18 protein-coding genes, 2 pseudogenes and 1 other annotated feature (1 of these 21 only partly in view) are annotated in these 19,362 nt (G+C 45.8%); of the genes and pseudogenes, 10 read left to right on the forward strand and 10 right to left on the reverse strand.

All coding sequences use genetic code 11. The annotated features are described in order from the left end of the window. Positions 1-12: 12 nt before the first annotated feature. From guaA to MST20_RS18845, 5 genes are all read right to left on the reverse strand, one after another. Positions 13-1,554 (reverse strand): glutamine-hydrolyzing GMP synthase, encoded by a 1,542-nt coding sequence (guaA, locus tag MST20_RS18825; protein ID WP_243944155.1) that lies wholly within the window; start codon positions 1,552-1,554, stop codon positions 13-15. 188 nt (positions 1,555-1,742) lie between these two features. Then, positions 1,743-3,968, reverse strand: coding sequence for a DUF4129 domain-containing transglutaminase family protein (locus MST20_RS18830; protein ID WP_243944156.1), 2,226 nt, complete (start codon positions 3,966-3,968; stop codon positions 1,743-1,745). Positions 3,969-3,972: 4 nt separating this feature from the next. Then, positions 3,973-5,184: a DUF58 domain-containing protein gene (locus tag MST20_RS18835; RefSeq protein WP_243944158.1), complete on the reverse strand. Its 1,212-nt coding sequence runs from the start codon at positions 5,182-5,184 to the stop codon at positions 3,973-3,975. Beyond that, positions 5,184-6,146 carry an AAA family ATPase gene (locus MST20_RS18840; protein WP_243944160.1) on the reverse strand — a complete coding sequence of 321 codons (963 nt, stop codon included), beginning with the start codon at positions 6,144-6,146 and terminating at the stop codon, positions 5,184-5,186. The genes MST20_RS18835 and MST20_RS18840 overlap by 1 nt, the downstream gene beginning before the upstream one ends. A 353-nt stretch (positions 6,147-6,499) precedes the next feature. Then, on the reverse strand, positions 6,500-7,372 hold the full coding sequence (locus tag MST20_RS18845; protein ID WP_165426230.1) for a cation diffusion facilitator family transporter: 873 nt from the start codon (positions 7,370-7,372) through the stop codon (positions 6,500-6,502). A 451-nt stretch (positions 7,373-7,823) separates the two neighbouring features. Between MST20_RS18845 and MST20_RS18850 the strand changes: the two are divergent. Both MST20_RS18850 and MST20_RS18855 read left to right on the forward strand, forming a co-directional pair. After that, positions 7,824-8,168: pseudogene (locus tag MST20_RS18850) on the forward strand (DUF4064 domain-containing protein); the annotation flags it as partial. A 264-nt stretch (positions 8,169-8,432) separates the two neighbouring features. Beyond that, a pseudogene (locus tag MST20_RS18855) lies at positions 8,433-8,744 on the forward strand (DUF4352 domain-containing protein); the annotation flags it as partial. Between the two features lie 36 nt (positions 8,745-8,780). Here the strand turns inward: MST20_RS18855 and MST20_RS18860 are convergent. Beyond that, entirely contained in the window at positions 8,781-9,788 is a 1,008-nt protein-coding gene (locus MST20_RS18860; RefSeq protein ID WP_243944161.1) for an acyltransferase family protein, read from the reverse strand. A gap of 274 nt (positions 9,789-10,062) precedes the next feature. On the opposite strand from MST20_RS18860, the gene MST20_RS18865 reads away from it, so the two are divergent. Next, on the forward strand, positions 10,063-11,604 hold the full coding sequence (locus tag MST20_RS18865; protein WP_243944163.1) for a multicopper oxidase family protein: 1,542 nt from the start codon (positions 10,063-10,065) through the stop codon (positions 11,602-11,604). A gap of 108 nt (positions 11,605-11,712) precedes the next feature. Continuing rightward, positions 11,713-12,585, forward strand: a complete 873-nt coding sequence (locus tag MST20_RS18870; protein ID WP_279600209.1) for an AraC family transcriptional regulator — start codon at positions 11,713-11,715, stop codon at positions 12,583-12,585. Positions 12,586-12,628: 43 nt separating this feature from the next. Here MST20_RS18870 and MST20_RS18875 read toward each other — a convergent pair whose 3' ends face one another. Beyond that, positions 12,629-13,273 (reverse strand): SDR family oxidoreductase, encoded by a 645-nt coding sequence (locus MST20_RS18875; protein ID WP_026578946.1) that lies wholly within the window; start codon positions 13,271-13,273, stop codon positions 12,629-12,631. 135 nt (positions 13,274-13,408) lie between these two features. Continuing rightward, positions 13,409-13,957, reverse strand: a complete 549-nt coding sequence (lepB, locus tag MST20_RS18880) for a signal peptidase I (protein WP_243944167.1) — start codon at positions 13,955-13,957, stop codon at positions 13,409-13,411. Positions 13,958-14,246: 289 nt separating this feature from the next. Here lepB and MST20_RS18885 point away from each other — a divergent pair, with 289 nt between their 5' ends. The 3 genes from MST20_RS18885 to MST20_RS18895 all read left to right on the forward strand — a co-directional run bounded on the left by MST20_RS18885 (position 14,247) and on the right by MST20_RS18895 (position 16,015). Further along, the gene (locus MST20_RS18885; protein ID WP_243944169.1) at positions 14,247-14,504 is read left to right on the forward strand and encodes a hypothetical protein; all 258 of its coding nucleotides are present in this window, start codon (positions 14,247-14,249) and stop codon (positions 14,502-14,504) included. A 122-nt stretch (positions 14,505-14,626) separates the two neighbouring features. Beyond that, positions 14,627-14,929 carry a small nuclear ribonucleoprotein gene (locus MST20_RS18890; RefSeq protein ID WP_243944171.1) on the forward strand — a complete coding sequence of 101 codons (303 nt, stop codon included), beginning with the start codon at positions 14,627-14,629 and terminating at the stop codon, positions 14,927-14,929. 93 nt (positions 14,930-15,022) lie between these two features. Then, complete coding sequence (locus MST20_RS18895) at positions 15,023-16,015, forward strand: DUF4003 domain-containing protein (protein WP_243944173.1); 993 nt, start codon at positions 15,023-15,025, stop codon at positions 16,013-16,015. 44 nt (positions 16,016-16,059) lie between these two features. Here MST20_RS18895 and MST20_RS18900 read toward each other — a convergent pair whose 3' ends face one another. Further along, positions 16,060-17,079 carry a TolB-like translocation protein gene (locus MST20_RS18900; RefSeq protein WP_243944174.1) on the reverse strand — a complete coding sequence of 340 codons (1,020 nt, stop codon included), beginning with the start codon at positions 17,077-17,079 and terminating at the stop codon, positions 16,060-16,062. 56 nt (positions 17,080-17,135) lie between these two features. Beyond that, positions 17,136-17,516, reverse strand: coding sequence for an RlpA-like double-psi beta-barrel domain-containing protein (locus MST20_RS18905; protein WP_020450411.1), 381 nt, complete (start codon positions 17,514-17,516; stop codon positions 17,136-17,138). A 192-nt stretch (positions 17,517-17,708) separates the two neighbouring features. On the opposite strand from MST20_RS18905, the gene MST20_RS18910 reads away from it, so the two are divergent. The 3 genes from MST20_RS18910 (at position 17,709) to MST20_RS18920 (ending at position 19,316) form a co-directional block, all read left to right on the forward strand. Further along, on the forward strand, positions 17,709-18,110 hold the full coding sequence (locus MST20_RS18910) for a hypothetical protein (protein ID WP_243944200.1): 402 nt from the start codon (positions 17,709-17,711) through the stop codon (positions 18,108-18,110). After that, complete coding sequence (locus tag MST20_RS18915) at positions 18,107-18,673, forward strand: hypothetical protein (RefSeq protein WP_243944176.1); 567 nt, start codon at positions 18,107-18,109, stop codon at positions 18,671-18,673. Before MST20_RS18910 ends, MST20_RS18915 begins: the two co-directional genes overlap by 4 nt. 103 nt (positions 18,674-18,776) lie before the next feature. Continuing rightward, entirely contained in the window at positions 18,777-19,316 is a 540-nt protein-coding gene (locus MST20_RS18920; protein WP_243944178.1) for a MarR family transcriptional regulator, read from the forward strand. Continuing rightward, positions 19,311-19,362 (forward strand) — a binding site (T-box leader); it runs 165 nt beyond the window's last position. (Overlaps the previous gene by 6 nt.)

Consider the following 19,362-nt stretch of genomic DNA (forward strand, 5'->3'; position numbering starts at 1 on the left):
GGGCACCTGTTACTACTCCCACTCGATTGTTGCAGGCGGCTTGCTCGTAATGTCGTAAACCACACGGTTAATGTGCTTCACTTCATTGACGATCCGTGTCGAGATTGTCTCAAGGACATCCCAAGGAATTCTCGCCCAGTCGGATGTCATGCCGTCAATCGATGTCACGGCGCGAATGCCGATCGTATAGTCATAAGTTCTTGCGTCTCCCATGACGCCGACGCTGCGGATGTCAGGAAGAACAGTGAAGTATTGCCAAATATCTTTTTCAAGATCAGCTTTGGCGATTTCTTCGCGGAGAATCGCATCTGATTCGCGGACGATTTCAAGCTTTTCCTCCGTCACTTCTCCAAGAACACGGATGCCGAGGCCTGGACCAGGGAACGGCTGGCGCCAAACGATTTCGTCAGGGATGCCGAGCTCGGTACCGAGCGCACGCACTTCGTCTTTGAAGAGCGTATTCAGCGGTTCGATCAGTTCAAACTGCATGTCTTCCGGTAGTCCGCCGACATTGTGATGCGACTTGATCGTCTGAGCTGTCGCTGTTCCGCTCTCGATAATGTCGGTGTAAAGCGTTCCCTGTGCAAGGTAGTCAATACCTTTCAGTTTTTCCGCTTCATCGTCAAACACATAGATAAACTCATTACCGATGATTTTCCGTTTTTGCTCAGGGTCTGAGACGCCTTTAAGCTTGTTCAGGAAGCGGTCTTTCGCATCAACTTTGATCACGTTCATGTTGAAGCCTTCGCTGAACGTCTTCATCACGCCTTCCGCTTCGCCTTTTCGAAGGAGCCCGTGGTCTACGAAAATACAAGTGAGCTGGTCGCCGATCGCTTTATGAATCAAGACCGCAACAACAGAGGAGTCAACCCCGCCGCTTAGCGCGCACAGCACTTGCTTGTCGCCGACTGTTTCGCGGATTTTCTGCATTTCAATCTCAATAAAGTTTTCCATCGACCATTCGCCGGCGCATTCACAAACACCGAAAACGAAGTTTTTCAAAAGGTCGTTTCCATATTCTGAATGACGGACTTCAGGATGGAATTGAACACCGTACCATTTCTTATCCTTCTTGCTCATTGCTGAATTCGGGCAATGATGGCTTGTCGCATCAACGGTAAAGCCTTCTGGAACTTCAACGACTAGATCACCATGACTCATCCAGACGACCTGTTCGTTTGGAAGATCTTTAAACAGATCCGGTTCACCCTCGATATGAATGTTCGCTTTTCCGTATTCGCGCTGGCTCGCCGCTTCTACTTTTCCGCCAAGGTAATGCGTCATCAACTGCATGCCGTAGCAAATACCAAGAACAGGAATATCCAGTTCGAAAATCTTTTCGTCGCAGCGGAAAGATTCTTCATCATAAACGCTGTTCGGACCGCCGGACAAAATAATTCCTTTCGGATTCATTTCTTTAATTTCCTCTGCCGTCAACGTATGAGGATGCAATTCACTGTATACACCAAACTCACGAATGCGACGGGTAATCAGCTGATTGTACTGACTTCCAAAATCCAACACAAGAATCATTTCATTTACTAACTTCGTCATGGTGTCACCTCTTTATCAAATTGTCTTTTTGCACAGAAAAAATGGCGGCAGACACACGGCCGTCCTGCCCCCATTCACGGGACAAGGCCCGGCTTGTCCGATAGATAAGCCGCCGAGCCTGCCAGCAAGAATATATAAGGGTTTTTAATATTCACTTATTCTAACAATACGACTGAAAGCGGTCAAGACTATCTCTTTTTAATTAAATTTTCCCATAACTCCGCCGAATCATTCCAAAGCTTTGCGGCGTCTTCCTTTCGATACAGAGCCCGTTCATATTGCCGGGTCAAAGCTGTCATTTCCCCGCTTTGAAAGCGTTCATCAACCGTCTTCGCAAACTCGCGCAGCGTCTGGCCTTCTTCTTTTTGCATACCTTGGCGCTTCAGCTGGCGGAGCAGCTCTTCGTAAGCTTTGAAGAAAACCGCGCCATCACGCCGTTTTTTCAGCCTGTTGATGATGATGTGCGGCATCCATTTTGCCCTTGTAAAGTAAAGCACCGCTGTCAATGCCAGCAACAGACCGAGTACGGCCGCACCAGTCAAAAGGGTGCGGTCTGCATCTCCGCTGCCGGCATGAGGACCGCCTTTGGCATCACGCTTTGTCTGAGATTCTGGCTTCTCTTTGTTGTCTTGTTCTTTTGCATCCTTCGGCCGCTGGCCTCCGTCGTTTTTCTTTTCATCTTCTTTTTTATCAGAAGCCGCGCCGGCTTGCCGGCCGCTGGACTCTTCAACGAGCTGCTCCGGATTTAAAAAGCCTTTCGTCGGTTCAAACGTAACCCAGCCTTGTCCTTCAAAGTACACTTCAACCCAGGAGTGGGCATTGTTGTTTGTCACCTCGTAAATCGTCCGTTTCCGGTCTGCCGTCGTTCCTGCATATTCACCGGATGTATAGCCTTTCACCCAGCGCGCCGGTATTCCGGCCGACCGCAGCAGCACGATCATAGCTGTGGAGAAATTGTCGCAGTAGCCGATTTTCGTCTCAAATAAGAACTGATCGACATAATCCTGGTTTCCTTTAGGCACAGCCACATCTTCCGTTTCATAAGAAAACTCCGAAGAACCGAGATACTTCTCAATCGCTTTCGCTTTGTCATATATATTATCTTCGTCTTTCGTTAAATCGTGCGCCAATGTTTTCACGCGGTCGGGAAGGGAAGCGGGGAGCTGCAGATACTTCTCATGGCTTCTGCTCCATTTTCCCTCCGACTCCAAGCTGACCTTCCTCAGCTGATTAACATCAAAGACGGGTGATTTATAGGTGGCCGAATAGCTTTCCAGGTTCCGAATGTCCGCGCCTGTCTTGCCGGCCGGTTTTATTTTCTCCGTGTTTAAGTTCATGCGGAGCGGCACAAAGAAATTGTTGAGCTTGATTTCAGTCGTCCCGATCGGATACAGGACATGATCGTACCGATAAGCCGGATCGATATCGACGATCGCTTTGCGCGTTTCGGTCTTCACGCCTTCGTCGTACCACTGATAATCCAGCTCACCCTCGTCAAGCTGGATGGACGCGCCCGCTTTTTCGTCTTCAATCCAGCCTTTACCTGTGTAGCGGCTTTTCGTTTCCACTCTGAAATAGCTTCGTTCATTTCCCTGCCATGTAAATACCCATGTATCGTCTTTTGAAAACGGCCCGCCCAATGCCTCATCATTCGTTCCATAGCCGACTTTGCTTTTGCCTGAGGAAGCAAAATCGCCGGTCGCAGCCGTCTGCAGAAACGGCACCGGATCAGGCCAGACGGGATCGGCTTTCGGCGAGACCGCGCCGATGCAAACGGCGGCGGCAGTCATCAATAAGAGCGGTGCAAACCATTTGGCAAACCGCGATCTTGAGGATTTTAACGCTTCTGATTCCCTGATCCGTTCCAAATACAGCAGGCCGAGAAGCAAAAAGCCGATCAGCACGATCCGGACGATCGCATATGATGCGTCAAACGGCGTAAATGTATCGATCACCGCGATATAAACAACGGTCATGATAAAAAAGAATAAAATTCTGCGCTGATAGATCACCCAGTAGTGCAGCAAGTATACAAGCAGCCAAAGAAGGACGTAAAAGAGCAGCGTCCGAAACAACGGCGACATATCCCGCCACATGCCGGAGAAAATATAGGAGAAATTTTGATTTAAATCCTGAAAAAGCAGGGCAATCCATGAAGGTGAAAACACCGATCCTTCGTAAAAAATCGTATGAAGCGCAAACAGAACGAAGCCAAGGCTGACCGGAAATCTGATAAACCAAGGGACCTTAAAAAATGTAAGCAAAAATACTAAGGCAATAAACAAAATAAAAAAGACGGTGTGCCCCGTATCGGTAAAATACTGCAAAGGACGCAGCCATTCCCACAGCAGCAAAAAGGTTAGCACATAAAAAAGCAATAAACCGAAACTGTTTCTTTTTCCCCCGGACAACATTTTCTCACCTCGCTTCAGCAAAACCCCGGGAAAAATGTTCCCCGTAAATGACGTTCACTTCAATCCCCCGCGCTTTTAATTGTTGGACAGCGGCGCTTTCCTCACTTGAGAGGGCTCCGCCTTTTTTCTTCACCAAACAAATGACGGGCAGTCCGCCGGAGAGCGGTTTCTTCAAAACCTGAACCAATTCGTTGGTGATGCGGCTTGTCACAATATACTTAACGGCTTTTCTCATATCGGGATGGCCGAATTCACCCTCCAGCAGACCGTGAAACGGCAGAACTGCATCGCAATCCGCAAGCGCCAAGTAGTAAAACAGCTTTCTCAGGTGCTCCTCCCCTTGCCGAACCGGGAAGACATTCCGCTCCTTTCCTGTGGAAACAAGCCCTGCATTCGTCCCGCTCCGCATGGCCGAACGAATGATTGAAGCGGTAAACGCGACGATCTCTTCAAAAGCATCAGAGGGAGACTGATCCATAAAGACGAGCAGGTCATCCCCTTTCGTCTGCTCAAATTCCTTCGTCATCAGCTGGCTGCGCCGTGCTGACGTCTTCCAGTCGACCCATGCAAACCGGTCGCCCGGTTGGTATTCCCTGATACCTGATGCCAGTGTGCTGTCCTTTCGGCGAAGCTCTGAAACGCGGCCTGCATGTTCATCATAAGCGCCTCCGCTGGCGCGGTAAGTGATCTCCTGATAGGAAGGCAGAACGAGAAAGGAGTCTTCCAATTGAATCTCGCATTCTCTTTCCAGCAGTCCGAGCGGATCACCTGTGCGGACCCTGATTTTTGCTAAACGGTGGTCTCCTCTCGGAACCGAATTGATCGTGTACGTCATCTTAATTACTTTTTTAAACCAAGGAAAGAGAAACTGTTTGGCTTCTGCCGAACCCCCATTTCTCCCCAGCGAATCAGGCAGACAGTCTTCCACGATCATAAACATAATCGGAAAGGGCCATTTTCTCTTTAGCACGACGAAAGCTTCCAATTGATCACCGGCTTTATACTGCCCGCGGCTCAGCCTCCGCTCCGCTGTCATATTCTTCAGCGGATAAAAGGCAAACAGGAAAGCATAAAGCACAAAGGGAAGAAATGAGTAGAACAAAAACCAGCTGACAAATCCCCCTTGAAACATTGCATAGCAAAACGTTGAAGCAAACAGAAGAAACACGATAAACAGCTTCCATCCGTACTTCACAAGACCGATGCGCTCTCTCATCAGTTGCTCATCGGCCTTCCGACCGGAACTTCCGTTTTTGACATAATGTCCTGAAGAACAGCTTCAGGCCGCTTTCCTTCAAATTTCGCCTCTGACCGCAGAATCATTCTGTGTGCAAGGGTAAAAGGCGCCAAATACTGAATATCATCAGGAATGACATAATCACGGTTATATAAAAATGCAAACGCCTGAGCAGCCTTCATCAAGGCGATTGAGCCGCGCGGACTCACGCCGAGATAAACTGCGGAATGACTCCTCGTTTTTTGGGCGATCTCAACAATGTATTCTTTAATCGCAGCGTCTACATATACCTTATCAGCCTCTTTTTGAAATGCGGCAAGCTCTTCTTTCTCTATGACAGGCTCAACTTCCTCAATCGGGCTGCGGTTTTCCTGAAGATCGAGCACTTGAAGCTCTTCGCGCACTGTCGGATACCCCATTCTCAGCTTGAATAAAAAGCGGTCAAGCTGAGCTTCCGGCAGCGGATATGTCCCTTCATACTCGACGGGGTTTTGCGTAGCCATCACAAAAAAAGGTTTTGAAAGCGGCATTGTCACGCCGTCTACTGTCACACTTCCTTCTTCCATCGCTTCCAGAAGCGCCGACTGCGTTTTCGGCGATGTTCTGTTGATTTCATCTGCGAGAATGATATCTCCCATAATCGGGCCTGAACGGTATTCAAATTCCAGTGTTTTCGGATTATATATGGAAACGCCTGTTACATCTGAAGGCAGTAAATCTGGCGTAAACTGGATTCTCTTAAATTCAGCGCCGGTTGACTTTGCCAGGGCGCGAACCATCATCGTCTTCCCGACGCCTGGAACGTCTTCCAGCAGGACGTGTCCGTTTGCAAGAATGGCAGTCAGGCTTAAAACGGCAATATCTTTCTTTCCTACCATTACTTTGTCAATATTATCAGCTACTTTTCCCAAAACGGGATGCAGCGTTTCTTCGTATGCCATCCTCTTCCTCCTCATTGCTGACGAATCGAATTTATTTAACTTTACCATAAACGATGTACTCTCAGAAAACAACTAACTGGGGGAAAATAGAGTTTTGTCTTTTTTTATTTCGAATTTCAGATTGGAAAAACAAAAAAGCGGTCAGTGACCGCTTCCAAATTGTTGAAAAAATCCCAAAACGGCTCTTAGTTTTGGGATTTTGTCATCCTTTCAGCGTGATTGAAAACCCTTGCAGTCTAGGAAGGCCGAGCATCGGAGCGCAGCGAATGTTGGAATTCGTGAGCACCGACGCGCAGGCCTGACAACGAATGCGAGGGTTTTCAATCACGCTGAAAGCGGTCAGTGACCGCTTCTTATTTCTCTCCAGAGGGCTCGATGTGAACATGGGAATGAACGATCGAGTGTTCCTCCTGCATTCTTCTCTCAATTTCATCGGCGATATCATGGCTTTCTGCAATGTTGAGGTCGGATCTCACTTCCACGATGATTTCCACGTGGATGGCGCTGCCCAAATAACGCGCTTTAACATCTTTGATGTTGCCGACGCCGGGAACTTTCCGGATCGTTTCTTTATATGTTGAAATATGTTTAATATCGAATCCGTCCGTCAAAGAATGGGCCGCCTCTTTAAAAATCCCCCAAGCCGTTTTGCAGATGATCAATCCGATGATAAACGCGGCTGCCGTATCGACCCAGGCAAGGTTAAATTGCGAAGCAAAGATACCTGCGAACGTTCCGATGCTGACATAGGCATCTGATTTATTATCGGCGGCGGCTGCATAGAGGGCATGGCTGTTTACCTTTTTTGCCAGCCTTTTATTGTAGAGGAAAACCAAAAACATTACGATGGCACTGCCTGCCGCCGTCCAGGCCGCAATCATGTCCGGTGTCGTTTCTTTCGGATTAAACAGCATTTCGCCCGAGCTGTACAGCACTTCAAGACCGACCACCATCATGATAAATGAAGCGATCATCGAGGCGATCGTCTCAGCGCGGAAATGTCCGTACGGATGGTCTTCATCAGGCGGCTTCTGAGAAATCCTGAGGCCGATCAGCACCGCTACTGAGGCGATAATATCTGTTGTATTGTTCAGTCCGTCGGCTCTGAGGGCTTCGGAGTGAAATAGAAGCCCGACGGCCAATTTAACAGCCGACAGCACAATGTAAGCGATGATGCTGACCCATGCCCCGGTTTCACCTTTTTTTAATTCATCATACCGTTCCATAAAAAGCTTCCTTTCCCATCCGTGTTTTCGCTTTTAATCATACAAAGCAAAACTTGAGTGAGTCTATAGAAACATGATTCACTTCTTGCAGAAATATAGTCAGAGTAGAACTTTTTTTATATAAGGAAACAAATTTCAGTTGGGTCAAAACCGGTAAAACCCGCTCTGTATAAGGATTTTGCGAAAACCTCAATTTATTCACGCTGCATAGGATGAAAAGGGCGGTATCTTCTTTCTGAATATTTTTTCTTTAGTGCCCCTGCATGATTCTTCTAAAAAACATTAAACAAATCCAAAATTTAAACGATATTAAAAAAAGTCAAAAATAGTCTTTAGAACTCTGACAATATAAAATAATAGTAAAATAGTCACGAAAGATATATGGACTTTTTTCCTTTTTTGGATTATTATGTTCTAGACATTATGACATAGATTATAAGGGGGACATTACATGTCAGAACAAACAAATTTTCAAGCCCCTGTCAAACGTACAGCAGAATTTGTACTGGGGTTGCTAGGCGGTATTTTCGGGATTTTTGCAGGATTTTCAGGTTTATTATTCGGAGGGTTAGGCGCCGCTTTAGAAGCGGATGGCGCTGGAGAAGTTATCGGATCATCCTGGGCGGTTATTTTGCTGTCTGCACTGGCCATCGTCGGTGCATGTATCGTAAAAAAACATACTAAATTAGCGGGTACTTTTTATATCGCGGCTGCAATTGGAGGAACTGTCGGTGTCAGCCTGGCATATATCGTTCCGCTTATTCTCCTTTTAATCGGCGGATGTAAAGCATTGTTCAGCGGCGAGAATAAAGGCCTTGTCTTTAAAAGATGGTGGTTCTATGTCACGATTATTGGATCCATCGTATTCGTCATGATATTCGCTTCAAGCGGCTCTTCTTCTCAAGAAAGCAAATCGTCCGGTAGCAGTGCAAAGACGACAGCCGCAAAAACTAGCGAAGAAAAAAGCAATGACGATTCCAAAGAAGAAAAAACTGAATTTGGCTTAAATGAAACAGCAGATCTGGATGGCACCCAAATTACAGTTACCAACGTTAAAAAATCGATGGGCAATAAATTTATCAAGCCAAAAAAAGGTAATGAATATGTGATTGTAACAGTTAACATAGAAAATAAAAGCGATAAAGATATTTCTTATAACCCGCTTGATTTTCAAATTCAAAACGAAGATGGACAAATTACGCATAATACTTATGCACTTTCAGAAGATGACCAATTATCATCTGGAAATCTGACAAAAGACGGTAAGGTTTCTGGAACTATCGCTTTTCAGACAAAAAAGAGCAAAACATATAAAGTTATCTTCACTTCTAATTTTTGGAATGATGAAAAAATCACTTTTAATCTTCAATAATTCAAAAAAACTTGCAAAGTCTCCTTTGCAAGTTTTTTAATTGCATTTCTTCCGCCCAAGCACGATCGGATACCGGTTCAATAAAAAGATGCAAGGCACCATAACAAGCAATGTCATGCCGGTGTAAAGCGCGCTCCACAACATGGAACCGTATGTCTCATCAAGAGAAACCTGCGTGAAGTAGTAGATGACGGCTTTCAGCAACCTGATGACCGGGTAGTGCAGTACGAGAATGATCAGCGAGTTTTTGCCGAGGAATTGGAGCAGCTTCGTTTTTTCGAGTTTAAAACTGCTGAAAATGACGCCTGCCGTTCCCAGAAATGAGGTCAAATAAAAGATTGCCATGTTTCCGTACTCATTGGCTCTCATATCCACTCTGACGTTCATGGTCTGTAAACAGCCGACCGCGATGAATAAGAGAAGCGCTGGGAGCAGCATTCTTCGGTCTTTCATCTCCCTCAGGCTATTTCTCGACAGAAAACCGGCCGAATAAAAGACGATGGCGGTCAGGGCCACTTCAATATTCCACGGCAGCTTGATGCCCACATATTGATCATTCAAATAGCCCAAAGCGGCCGACACCATTACGGCAATGACAATAAACAGCCTGCCTTTCCCCCATCTCTTCACGATAAAAAACAGCATTTCAACGATGAATAAGCATGTTAAAAACCAGAGCGCCGGGTTGTGTGTCAGCATGTAGTCATCAGGCATCGAATAAAAAATGCCTTTAAACGGTACAACCGGATCGACATCCGAACTCCCGGTGAACGTAAAATGTCTCTCGACGAGAACCCAGAATAAATAGGCAAGAACGGAGAAAATGAAGTACGGCAAAAGAAGCGTCTTTATTTTTTTAAAGAGAAATGATGTAAAAGTCATCTTCCCATCATGGTAAACGAGGCCGGACAGAAAGAAAAACAGCGGCATATGAAATGCGAATATGAACGTTTTCAGCCAATCCGGTGTCGGTGTATGGCCCAACACGACCAATATAATTCCCACGCCCTTCGAAACATCAATCCACTCTATTCTTTTCTGCAATACGGGTATCTCCTTTCAGACCGCTTCGCCCCATAAGAAAGGGTTTACACATAATGTATCATCATCCCCGCCTTTCTTCCTCCGCGAAACATGCCTTAAGGCGATTTTTAATCGTTAGGAAATATTCTGTTCATCTTCTTGTCATGATCGATTCTTTTTTTTAACATTCTCAGCACAAATTACATTTCTTATTCTCATCATGAGGAACCAGACCATGCAACCCGTCTTATAATGTAATGATCTTTTCATTAGAACAAAAGAGGACAGGTGAGACATGAAACTTGAAAAATTCGTTGACAAACTCCCCATTCCGAAAGTGCTTAAACCCCACAGCAAAAGCAAGGAAATGACCTATTATGAAGTCACGATGAAAGAATTTCAGCAGCAGCTCCACCGCGATCTGCCGCCGACCCGGCTGTTTGGATATAACGGGGGCTATCCCGGCCCCACCTTTGAAGTGCAGAAACACGAAAAAGTCGCGGTCAAATGGTTGAATAAGCTTCCGGATCATCATTTTCTCCCCGTCGACCATACAATTCATGACGACGGCCATCATGAACATGAAGTCAAAACGGTCGTTCATCTGCATGGAGGCCGGACACCGCCTGATAGCGACGGTTACCCGGAAGCCTGGTACACTAAAGACTTTCAAGTCAAAGGCCCTTTTTTTGAAAGGGAGGTGTATGAATATCCGAATGAGCAGGATGCTACGGCTCTTTGGTATCATGACCATGCAATGGCGATTACAAGGCTGAATGTATATGCGGGGCTTGTTGGTTTATACTTTATCCGCGACAGGGAAGAGCGGTCGTTGAACTTGCCGAGGGGAGAATATGAAATTCCTCTCTTGATTCAGGATAAGTCCTTTCATGAAGATGGTTCATTGTTTTATCCGCGGCAGCCTGACAACCCTTCGCCGGATCTTCCGGACCCGTCGATTGTTCCGGCTTTTTGCGGTGATACCATTTTAGTCAACGGCAAGGTATGGCCTTTTGCTGAACTGGAACCCCGAAAATACCGGTTTCGGATACTGAACGCCTCCAATACGAGAATCTTTGAGCTGTATTTCGATCATGACATCACATTTCACCAAATCGGCACGGACGGAGGTCTTCTGCAGCATCCGGTTAAAGTCAATGAACTTGTGATCGCACCGGCTGAAAGGTGCGATATCATCGTTGATTTTTCACGAGCTGAAGGAAAAACCGTGACATTGAAAAACCGGATCGGCTGCGGCGGACAAGACGCAGATCCCGATACAGATGCCGACATCATGCAATTCCGCATCTCAAAACCATTGAAACAAAAAGATACAAGTTCATTGCCGAGAATATTGAGAAAACGCCCATTTTACCGGAGACACAAGATCAATGCCCTTAGAAATCTGTCATTGGGCGCGTCCCTTGACCAATATGGAAGACCTGTTCTGCTTTTAAACAACACAAAATGGCATGAACCGGTAACTGAAACTCCCGCCCTCGGCAGCACTGAGATCTGGTCGATTATCAATGCCGGAAGGGCGATCCATCCGATCCATTTACATCTTGTCCAATTTTTAATTCTCGACCACCGGCCGTTTGATATCGAGCGGTATCAGGAAAACAGAGAACTTGTCTTTACAGGTCCGGCGGTTCAACCGGCACAGAATGAAAAAGGGCTGAAAGACACCGTCAAAGTACCTCCGGGCTCGGTGACGCGCATTATCGCAACCTTCGCGCCGTACAGCGGCAGATATGTTTGGCACTGCCACATCCTGGAGCACGAAGATTACGATATGATGCGTCCCCTTGAAGTGACGGATGTTCGTCATCAATAAGAAAAAGCCTCCGCATTTGGAGGCTTTTAAAAAAGCACAAATCATCAAAAAAACCATCGCTTGATCCTGTACAATAGGATCATCAAATCGTAAAGGCTGTGGATGAATATGGATGATTACGAAAGAATTCAAAACGCGGTTCATTTTATCGAAGAACACCTTCAAAACGATTTAAACATTACGGATATTGCGGCTAAATCGTGTTTCTCCCCGTTTCATTTTCAAAGGCTTTTTCAGGCGATCTCCGGTTTTTCCGTTTATCAGTACATTCGCAACCGGCGTCTGTCTGAAGCTGCGCTTCTGCTTGAGAAAACGGACCGTTCCATTCTCGAGATCGCAATCGATTTCGGCTATGGCTCACAGGAAGCTTTCGGCAGGGCATTCTCACAGTACTTCGGCATCACTCCGGCCAAGTACCGCAAGGCAAAGGTCAAGCTTGATTTTCAAACCGAAATTAATTTCCTCGAATATAAAGAAAGGATGACTGGAGATATGAACATCCCAAAGCCGCACATCACTCATTTAAACGATATACATATGATCGGATACGAGTACCGGACAAATTTAAACGATGAAAAGTATTTCGAAGATATCCCGAAATTCTACAACGATTTCGGCAGAAATGGATACTTTATGCAAATCCCTCAAAAAACGGATCCGAATATGTGTTACGGGCTGTCATGCCGCTTCCAGGATAACGGAGGTTTCTCATTTATCATCGGGGAAGCCGTTCGCGAAACAGCAGCCGGAGAAGTGCCGGAGCCGCTTATGTATACGAAAATTCCCGGCGGCAAATACGCCGTATTTCATGTGAACGGATCGACCGAATCCGTGCAGAACACAAGAAGATACATCTATGGATCATGGCTGATGAATACCAATTATGAGAGAACAGAAGGACCGGACTTTGAAGTGACTGATGTGTGCCGTTCGGTGCCGCCGAACGAGATGAAGATGACCATCTATATTCCGCTTCTGTAAAAACACCGGGGAACCTTCTGACCACAGGTTCCCCGAATTACTTTTATATCGATTTAAGCGCCTCGGCGGGCGTTTGATCACCCGAAACCAAATCGAATGAGCGCCGGAATGTATGCTCTTCGGTGAGCGCCGCCAAGATGGTATCAGCCACATCTTCTCGCGGAATCGTTCTGCGCTCAAGGTTTTCCGCCGCTTTCACCCGGCCTGTACCCGGTTCGTTTAACAGGCCTCCCGGACGGATAATCGTGTAGTTTAATCCGCTGCCTTCAAGAATCCGATCCGCATAATGTTTGGCGACATAATACGGCTTTAACGCTTCACTCCAATTTTCACGGCGGTGTGCCTGCAATGTGCTGACCATAATAAATCGGCGGATGCCCGCTTTTTCGGCGGCTTCGATCGTTTTAACCGCCCCATCCAAATCCACCAAAAGCGTTTTATCAGCGCCCGTTTTGCCGCCTGAGCCGGCGGTAAAGACAATCGCGTCGCAGCCTTTCGCCGCTTCTGCGATGCTTTCCACGGTGCCTTCTAAATTAGCGAGCGCGGTTTCTGTTCCCGATTGTTTCAAAGCCTGCGCCTGCTCTTCGTTTCTCACCATTGCTCTGACTTGATGTTCGTCGCTCTCATTCAAACTTTTCGTCAAGCGGCGCCCGATTTGTCCGTTCGCCCCCACTACAAACACTTTCATCTGCTCATCCTCCTTGTTGTCCAGCTTCTTTTTTCATTATTTCACTGTACAGACAATGTTTCAAACCGCCTGCTCGCCAAAATGTGCGAATGCTAAAAAACTCCCCATTCGTATCATGGGAAGCCTTTTTCGTTTCTATTCTATTCCGCCGATCTCATTGAAAGGAAAATAACGGAACTCAACTTTGCCGACAACGGAGTCCATTGTAATAAATCCGAAAAAGCGGCTGTCCTTACTGTTTTGACGGTTATCACCCATCACGAACAAGTGGTCTTCCGGCACCTTTTGTTTGCCGGTCAATTTCTCCAGTGTGAAATTATCTGTTAAATGTTCATGAAGCGTCAATTTTTGTTTGTTTTTCTTTAAATAAGGCTCATCGTATGCTTTTCCGTTGATATAAAGGACATCATCCTTCATTTCGATCGTATCTCCCGGAAGGCCGATCACCCTTTTCACATAGTTTTCATCAGAATCAGGCGCGTGAAAAATAATTTTATCAAAGCGCTGAATATCGCTGATTTTACTAACCATGACCATGTTGCCGTCCTCTAAAGTCGGATACATTGAATCTCCCAAAACAGTTGACGGCGTAAACAGAAAATAGCGGCAAACCATCACAAGCGCGGCGGCTATGACAAGTGTTTTCACCCACGATAAGATTTCTTTTTTTCTACTATTTTTCATAAGTACTCTCCTTCACTTCCGGATCGCTTCATCGGCATTCCGCCCCTTCTATCCTATCAGACTGTCCGCCTGAATGCTTTCTCGCAAGCACCGGCAGGCGCAGTCGTAAAAAAATGGTTGATACATATAATATTAGCGGTTGAAGCGAAAAATCCTTTATTCAATGTTGAATTTTGTCAGTTGATCAGCTTATTTACGGCACAACAAACCATTATATATGCACAGGCAAATCGCCTCTCTTTATAATACATTATCATATCATGAGTCAAAGGCAGGTGATTGCCTCAAAATGAACAGCTACGAAGAGTACTATGACAATTACGATCCATACAGCCCTGAGCGGGAAAAAGAAAGACAGTCAAGGAACGCACTGCGTTCGGCGGATACCGATAAAGCGGATAAAGCGGATAAAACGAATAAAACGGATAAAACGGATAAAACGGATACAACCCGCAGCTCTGACGATGACCGGTTCAAATGCAGAAAAAGAAAGTGTTTTTCTGATGATGATGACGACCGTTTCAAGTGCCGCAGAAAGAAGTGCTGACCATTGATCTTTAAAGCCGATTTATATCGGCTTTTTTACATATATCACGGCTTCACCGTTCCAAGCCGGAACATTCATCCATTTGATGAATACCATGAATCTAAAAGGAGATGGAAAGGAATATGAGTGTTCCGAAAGGTGCCGTTTGCTCAATGCCTCATGATCATCAAAGGTCTTTGCATGATTTATGCCGCAAATACATGCACTATCACGTCGTGCTGAAAATGAAGGACGGCCGTTCCGTTCACGGCATCCTTGAAGGGGTGAACCGTCAGGAAGCATCTCTCCTCATTCCCGAAGACGTGACAGATGAAAGGCAGTTTTACGGCGGATACGGATATCAGCGCCGGCGATTCCGACGATTCAGGAGAAGGATCTTCCCGTTTGTTTTTATTGCTGCGCTGTATCCTTTTCCATATTATTAAGCAAAAGCCCGGTATGATGCCAAATCTATGAAACTTATTTCCCTTTGCTTCGTATATACAAAAACGACGCAAACCGAGGAAGGAGACTGATAAATGGCATCTGCTAAACTGCAGCAGCGATTGGATCAATATAAAGCAATTTACTCTGAGTTAAAAAGCGATTTGAAATGGAAAGTCACAGATCAGCGGACATTGATGATGATTGCTTCCATGTATGTCGTCAACAAGCGGCCTTTTGATAAAGAACGGTTTTTAACGCTTAGTGAGGCCGTCAAACAAGCCGCCGGGACATTTTCGCCGTTAAAGTCGGCCCATCGCTATACATTCGCCGCTATGTTTGACGTGCGCTTCGAAGAACCTGAAACGCATATCAGACCTTTTTTCGTACTTTATGAAAAACTGACCGACAACGGATTCAAAAAAAGTATTTTCACCTACTTGTCCGCACTTATCCTTTTAACAAAATATCCTGATGAGCATGATCATGAAGACAAAATCAACCGGGCTTTGTCTATTTACAAAGGAATGAAGGACAAGCACGTCTTTTTAACATCTGCCGGCGACTACCCGCTCGCCGTGCTTTTGGCCGGTTCAGACATGGAGACGGGTGAACTGATTGACTATATCGAAGCGTTTTACCAAAAGCTAAACCAAGCGGGTTTTCGCAAAGGGAACGATTTGCAGTTTCTCAGCCACATCCTCTCGCTTTTGCCGGAGCGGGATTCTGATCAGCTTGTCGCCCGCTCCCTTCGGATATACGATGAATTTACAAAAAAGCATAGAAGACCGAAGTCTGTCCATTACCCGGAAATCGGACTGCTTGCGTTGCTTGAGAACGGTGAAAAAGACATAGATGCCATCACAATCATGGCAGGCGCATTGAACAGCGATAAACTGTTCAGGTGGCAGAAAGACATGAATCTGAAAACAGCCGTCAACTTGTACATGAGCGAAAAAACAGAAGATTCGGCGCTTCTGGAAACAGGACTTTATCAAACGCTTGAAGCCGTTATTCAAGCACAGCAGACGGCAGCAATCGCCATTATGACGAGCTCGGCTGCAGCGTCTCAGGCAAACGGCTCATGATAAAAAATCAGCCGGCACAGTCTGTTTGTGCCGGCTGATGCTCATTATTCGTCAATAACGGAAAAGGTGTTGATAATCCCGTTTGTTTTTTCCCAGGCTTTGCTCACTTTTTTCGTATCCATATCATACGAATAGATCGTTCTCACCCTTGCTTCGCTCCCCGTTTCATCTTCAAGCAGCTTCGCATCTTTTGCTTCAGCGAGAAAGTAAAGTTTTTTCCCGTCTTTCGAGAATTGCGGCTGGGCTGAGTCGACTAATGAAAATGCCCGCTGATCTGAAATGATCGCTTTATATTTTTTTGTTTTTGCATCCATCGCATAAATCGCCTTCTGATCATCAGCCGATTCTGTAAAGACGATCGTTTTGCCATCCGGTGAAATTGCCGCGTCATTGATAAATTCTGCGATCGTTCTCACCTGTTGCTGATCTTTCTCATCCGCCAGGGAAATGTTCATATTCGTCGGTTCGGGCGGCACTCCTTTGCTGTTCGCCTCATCTGTTTTTTGATAGTCTTCTTTCAATGAATAATGCAGGATAACGAATTGATTGTTAGCTTTGTTGTACTGATAGTAGCTGACGCTCTCGTCCCCGTTTTTTAACGATGGATAAATGACGTGAAACGCCTTTTGTGTTAAATCAAAGGAAGCGAGGTGAAAATTTCTCTCCTCCGCAAGGTTGTATCTCATGAACAGCTTCGAACCGTCCGCCGATAAACTGAGTCCGTCGACATATTCATCCCCTGAATATAGGGTTGTTTTCTCGCCCGACTGCAAATCCAGCCTGATCAAATGCTTCACATTGCTGTTTTCGGTGTTCGTATAATAAAGAATGCGTTTTTTCCGGTCTAATGCCACAGCCGGGTAATCCGTCATCTTTTCTTCATACAGCTTATTTTGATTTTCGTAGTAAGCGGTCATCAGCTTCTGATCGGTTATCGATACGAGCAGGTCTGAACCGCCGCCCTTTGCCGGCTCCGCTTTTTCCGGGACGAAATAGCGGAAGGCCGCAAATGCGCCTGCGGCTAAAATGACGGCCGCCAACAAAAACACAAAGACTTTTTTCATATTCGACCCCGCCAATTGAAAGAAGCAAGAAAACGATTTTTCTTGCTTCTTTTCTCCTATTTTTTATATGTATAATGTCCGGCTACTTTTCCTTTGCTTGTCGGAAATCCCAAAGCTCTAAAAGCTTTCGGGCTTACATCCAACACAGCGCCCGGCATTCTGCCGACATCATATTTATAGACTGTAATGACTTTCTTTGGTTTTGCTTTAGAATAGGCTCTTATTTTTGTGCCTTTTCTTGGAACATCGAAGCCCATCTTTGTGGCGCAGTCCCAATGGCCGAGCCTTTTGCCGTCAGCGCCGACTTTGCCCACGCCGTTGTACCAAGTGATGTAGCCGCTGACTTTTTTCGTTTTAGCACTCGCCTCACCGGCAAAATTGAATGCCAATAGCAAGCTGCCTGCCAAAACAAAAACAGAAAAAAGTATCTTCTTCATATAAAAATATCCTCCGTGAATGGGATTTTTTTCTGACATTCAAATTATACCTTTTTTCATAGAAATGGTATTTTACAGTTTGTTTACGTTTAAAATGCAATTATTACGCCCAGTTTTCTGCCAAACTATTAGGAATAGATGACACCTTTGCCGTGATCGTTCGTATATAAAAGAGAAATCGAAATGAATAGGATGATCACAGTGAAAAAATCGAAACTAATCTCGTTATCCGCGGCTGCGATGCTTTTCGCCGTCCCCCTATCAGGATGTTCATCATCCGCTTCAGACCGTTCACAGGAGGTCGCAGAAGACCAATCCATTAAAAAATACGATCTCGTATGGTTTGATTACGTGAATGACAGCGAATCCGACAAAGCACCATTACTGAAAGTATCATACGTGAAAGATGGAAAAGACAAGACGGCGACTTTCAAAAAATATGTAGAAAATGTGGAGAATGTCGAACAGCCTTATATTAAAATCCGTGATCATGAAGCCTTCATCTACCGTCCCCCATACATCAAATATGACCAGGAGCCGCTTGAGGGCGTTGTCAAAGATAAAGTGGAACAAAAAAGCAGTGATGAACAATGAAGAAAAAAAGCGCTCCTCTTATTTTGATCATGGCGCTGTCCCTCTTGGTGCCTTTTGCTCAAGCAGAGGCAGCAGGCAGCGCAGGAACATCCGGAACCAAGGCATCGAGTTCCTCGGCTAATAACAGCTCTCTAAAAACACGCGCGGGTTCAGTCAACCAGAGAATGCGCAGTTATATGAATCAGTCTGCGAGCCGGCGATATTTAAACAAGAGCAGTCAGTTCAACGCCATCCAGCGGACATTGCCGTCCAATGCCCTGTACAAAGGAAGCATCAAGCGGACACTCAATCAAAATCCTGCTGGATCAGCCTTTTTGAATTACTACTTTCCATACTGGATGATCTTCCACGCGGGCGGATATACAGCAGAACAAAAAAACATGCTCCGCACCGCCGGAATCAAAGAAAAAGCGCTCTCTGAACGAAAAGAAAAAAGATATTGGCTGTTGATTGAAGATCAAAACGGAAAAGAACATGCCGTCCTCGTCTCGAAAAAACAGTATGACAGCATTCAAAAAGGGGACCGGATTGAAGTGCGCCGCAAACAGATCACCAAAAAATAGCTGAAACAAGTGCCGGTCATCATCATGATGCCGGCTTTTCTCGTCATATCAAAAAAGGGCTTGCATGGTTGAAAACCATCTGTTAAAATTCGTTTCATAGCTAATGATTCTGAAAATAAAAAGGCAGGCGTCACGATTGGATAGATCCCCCCATCTTCGACAGGAAGAACACGACACACTCATCAAGCTGAAACGCATGCCGATCGAGTCCTTGAATCTTGAAGCCATTTCGGTTGCCACCAACCTTTACCGGTCAGCGCAAAAGCTCCGCGTCAAAATGGAGACCGAGATCCTTTCCTCATATCAATTGTCATGGACGGCTTTTTCGATTCTTTACGATCTATGGGTATGGGGCAGGCTTGAAACGAGAAAACTCGCTGAACTGTCAGGCATTTCAACAGCCACTGCGAGCAATGTCGTTAAAACGCTTGAAAAAAAGAACTTTTGCGGAAAAAGCGCGGATCCGAGAGACCGCAGACACGTATACGCCGAGATCACCCCTGAAGGAAAAGCCGCTATTGAAGAGCTCTATCCGGCGTTCCACAAAGGGGAAACAATGCTGATCAAGGGCATGACAAAAGAGGAGCAGAATACATTGATCGAGCTCCTTCGAAAAGTGAACGACAATCTTCATAAACCATAAGCAACGACGGGAACAAGTAGCGGGCTGTCTCCCTGTTCCAGAGAGC

This window comes from Bacillus sp. B19-2 (genome assembly GCF_022832475.1).
GTDB lineage: Bacteria > Bacillota > Bacilli > Bacillales > Bacillaceae > Bacillus > Bacillus paralicheniformis.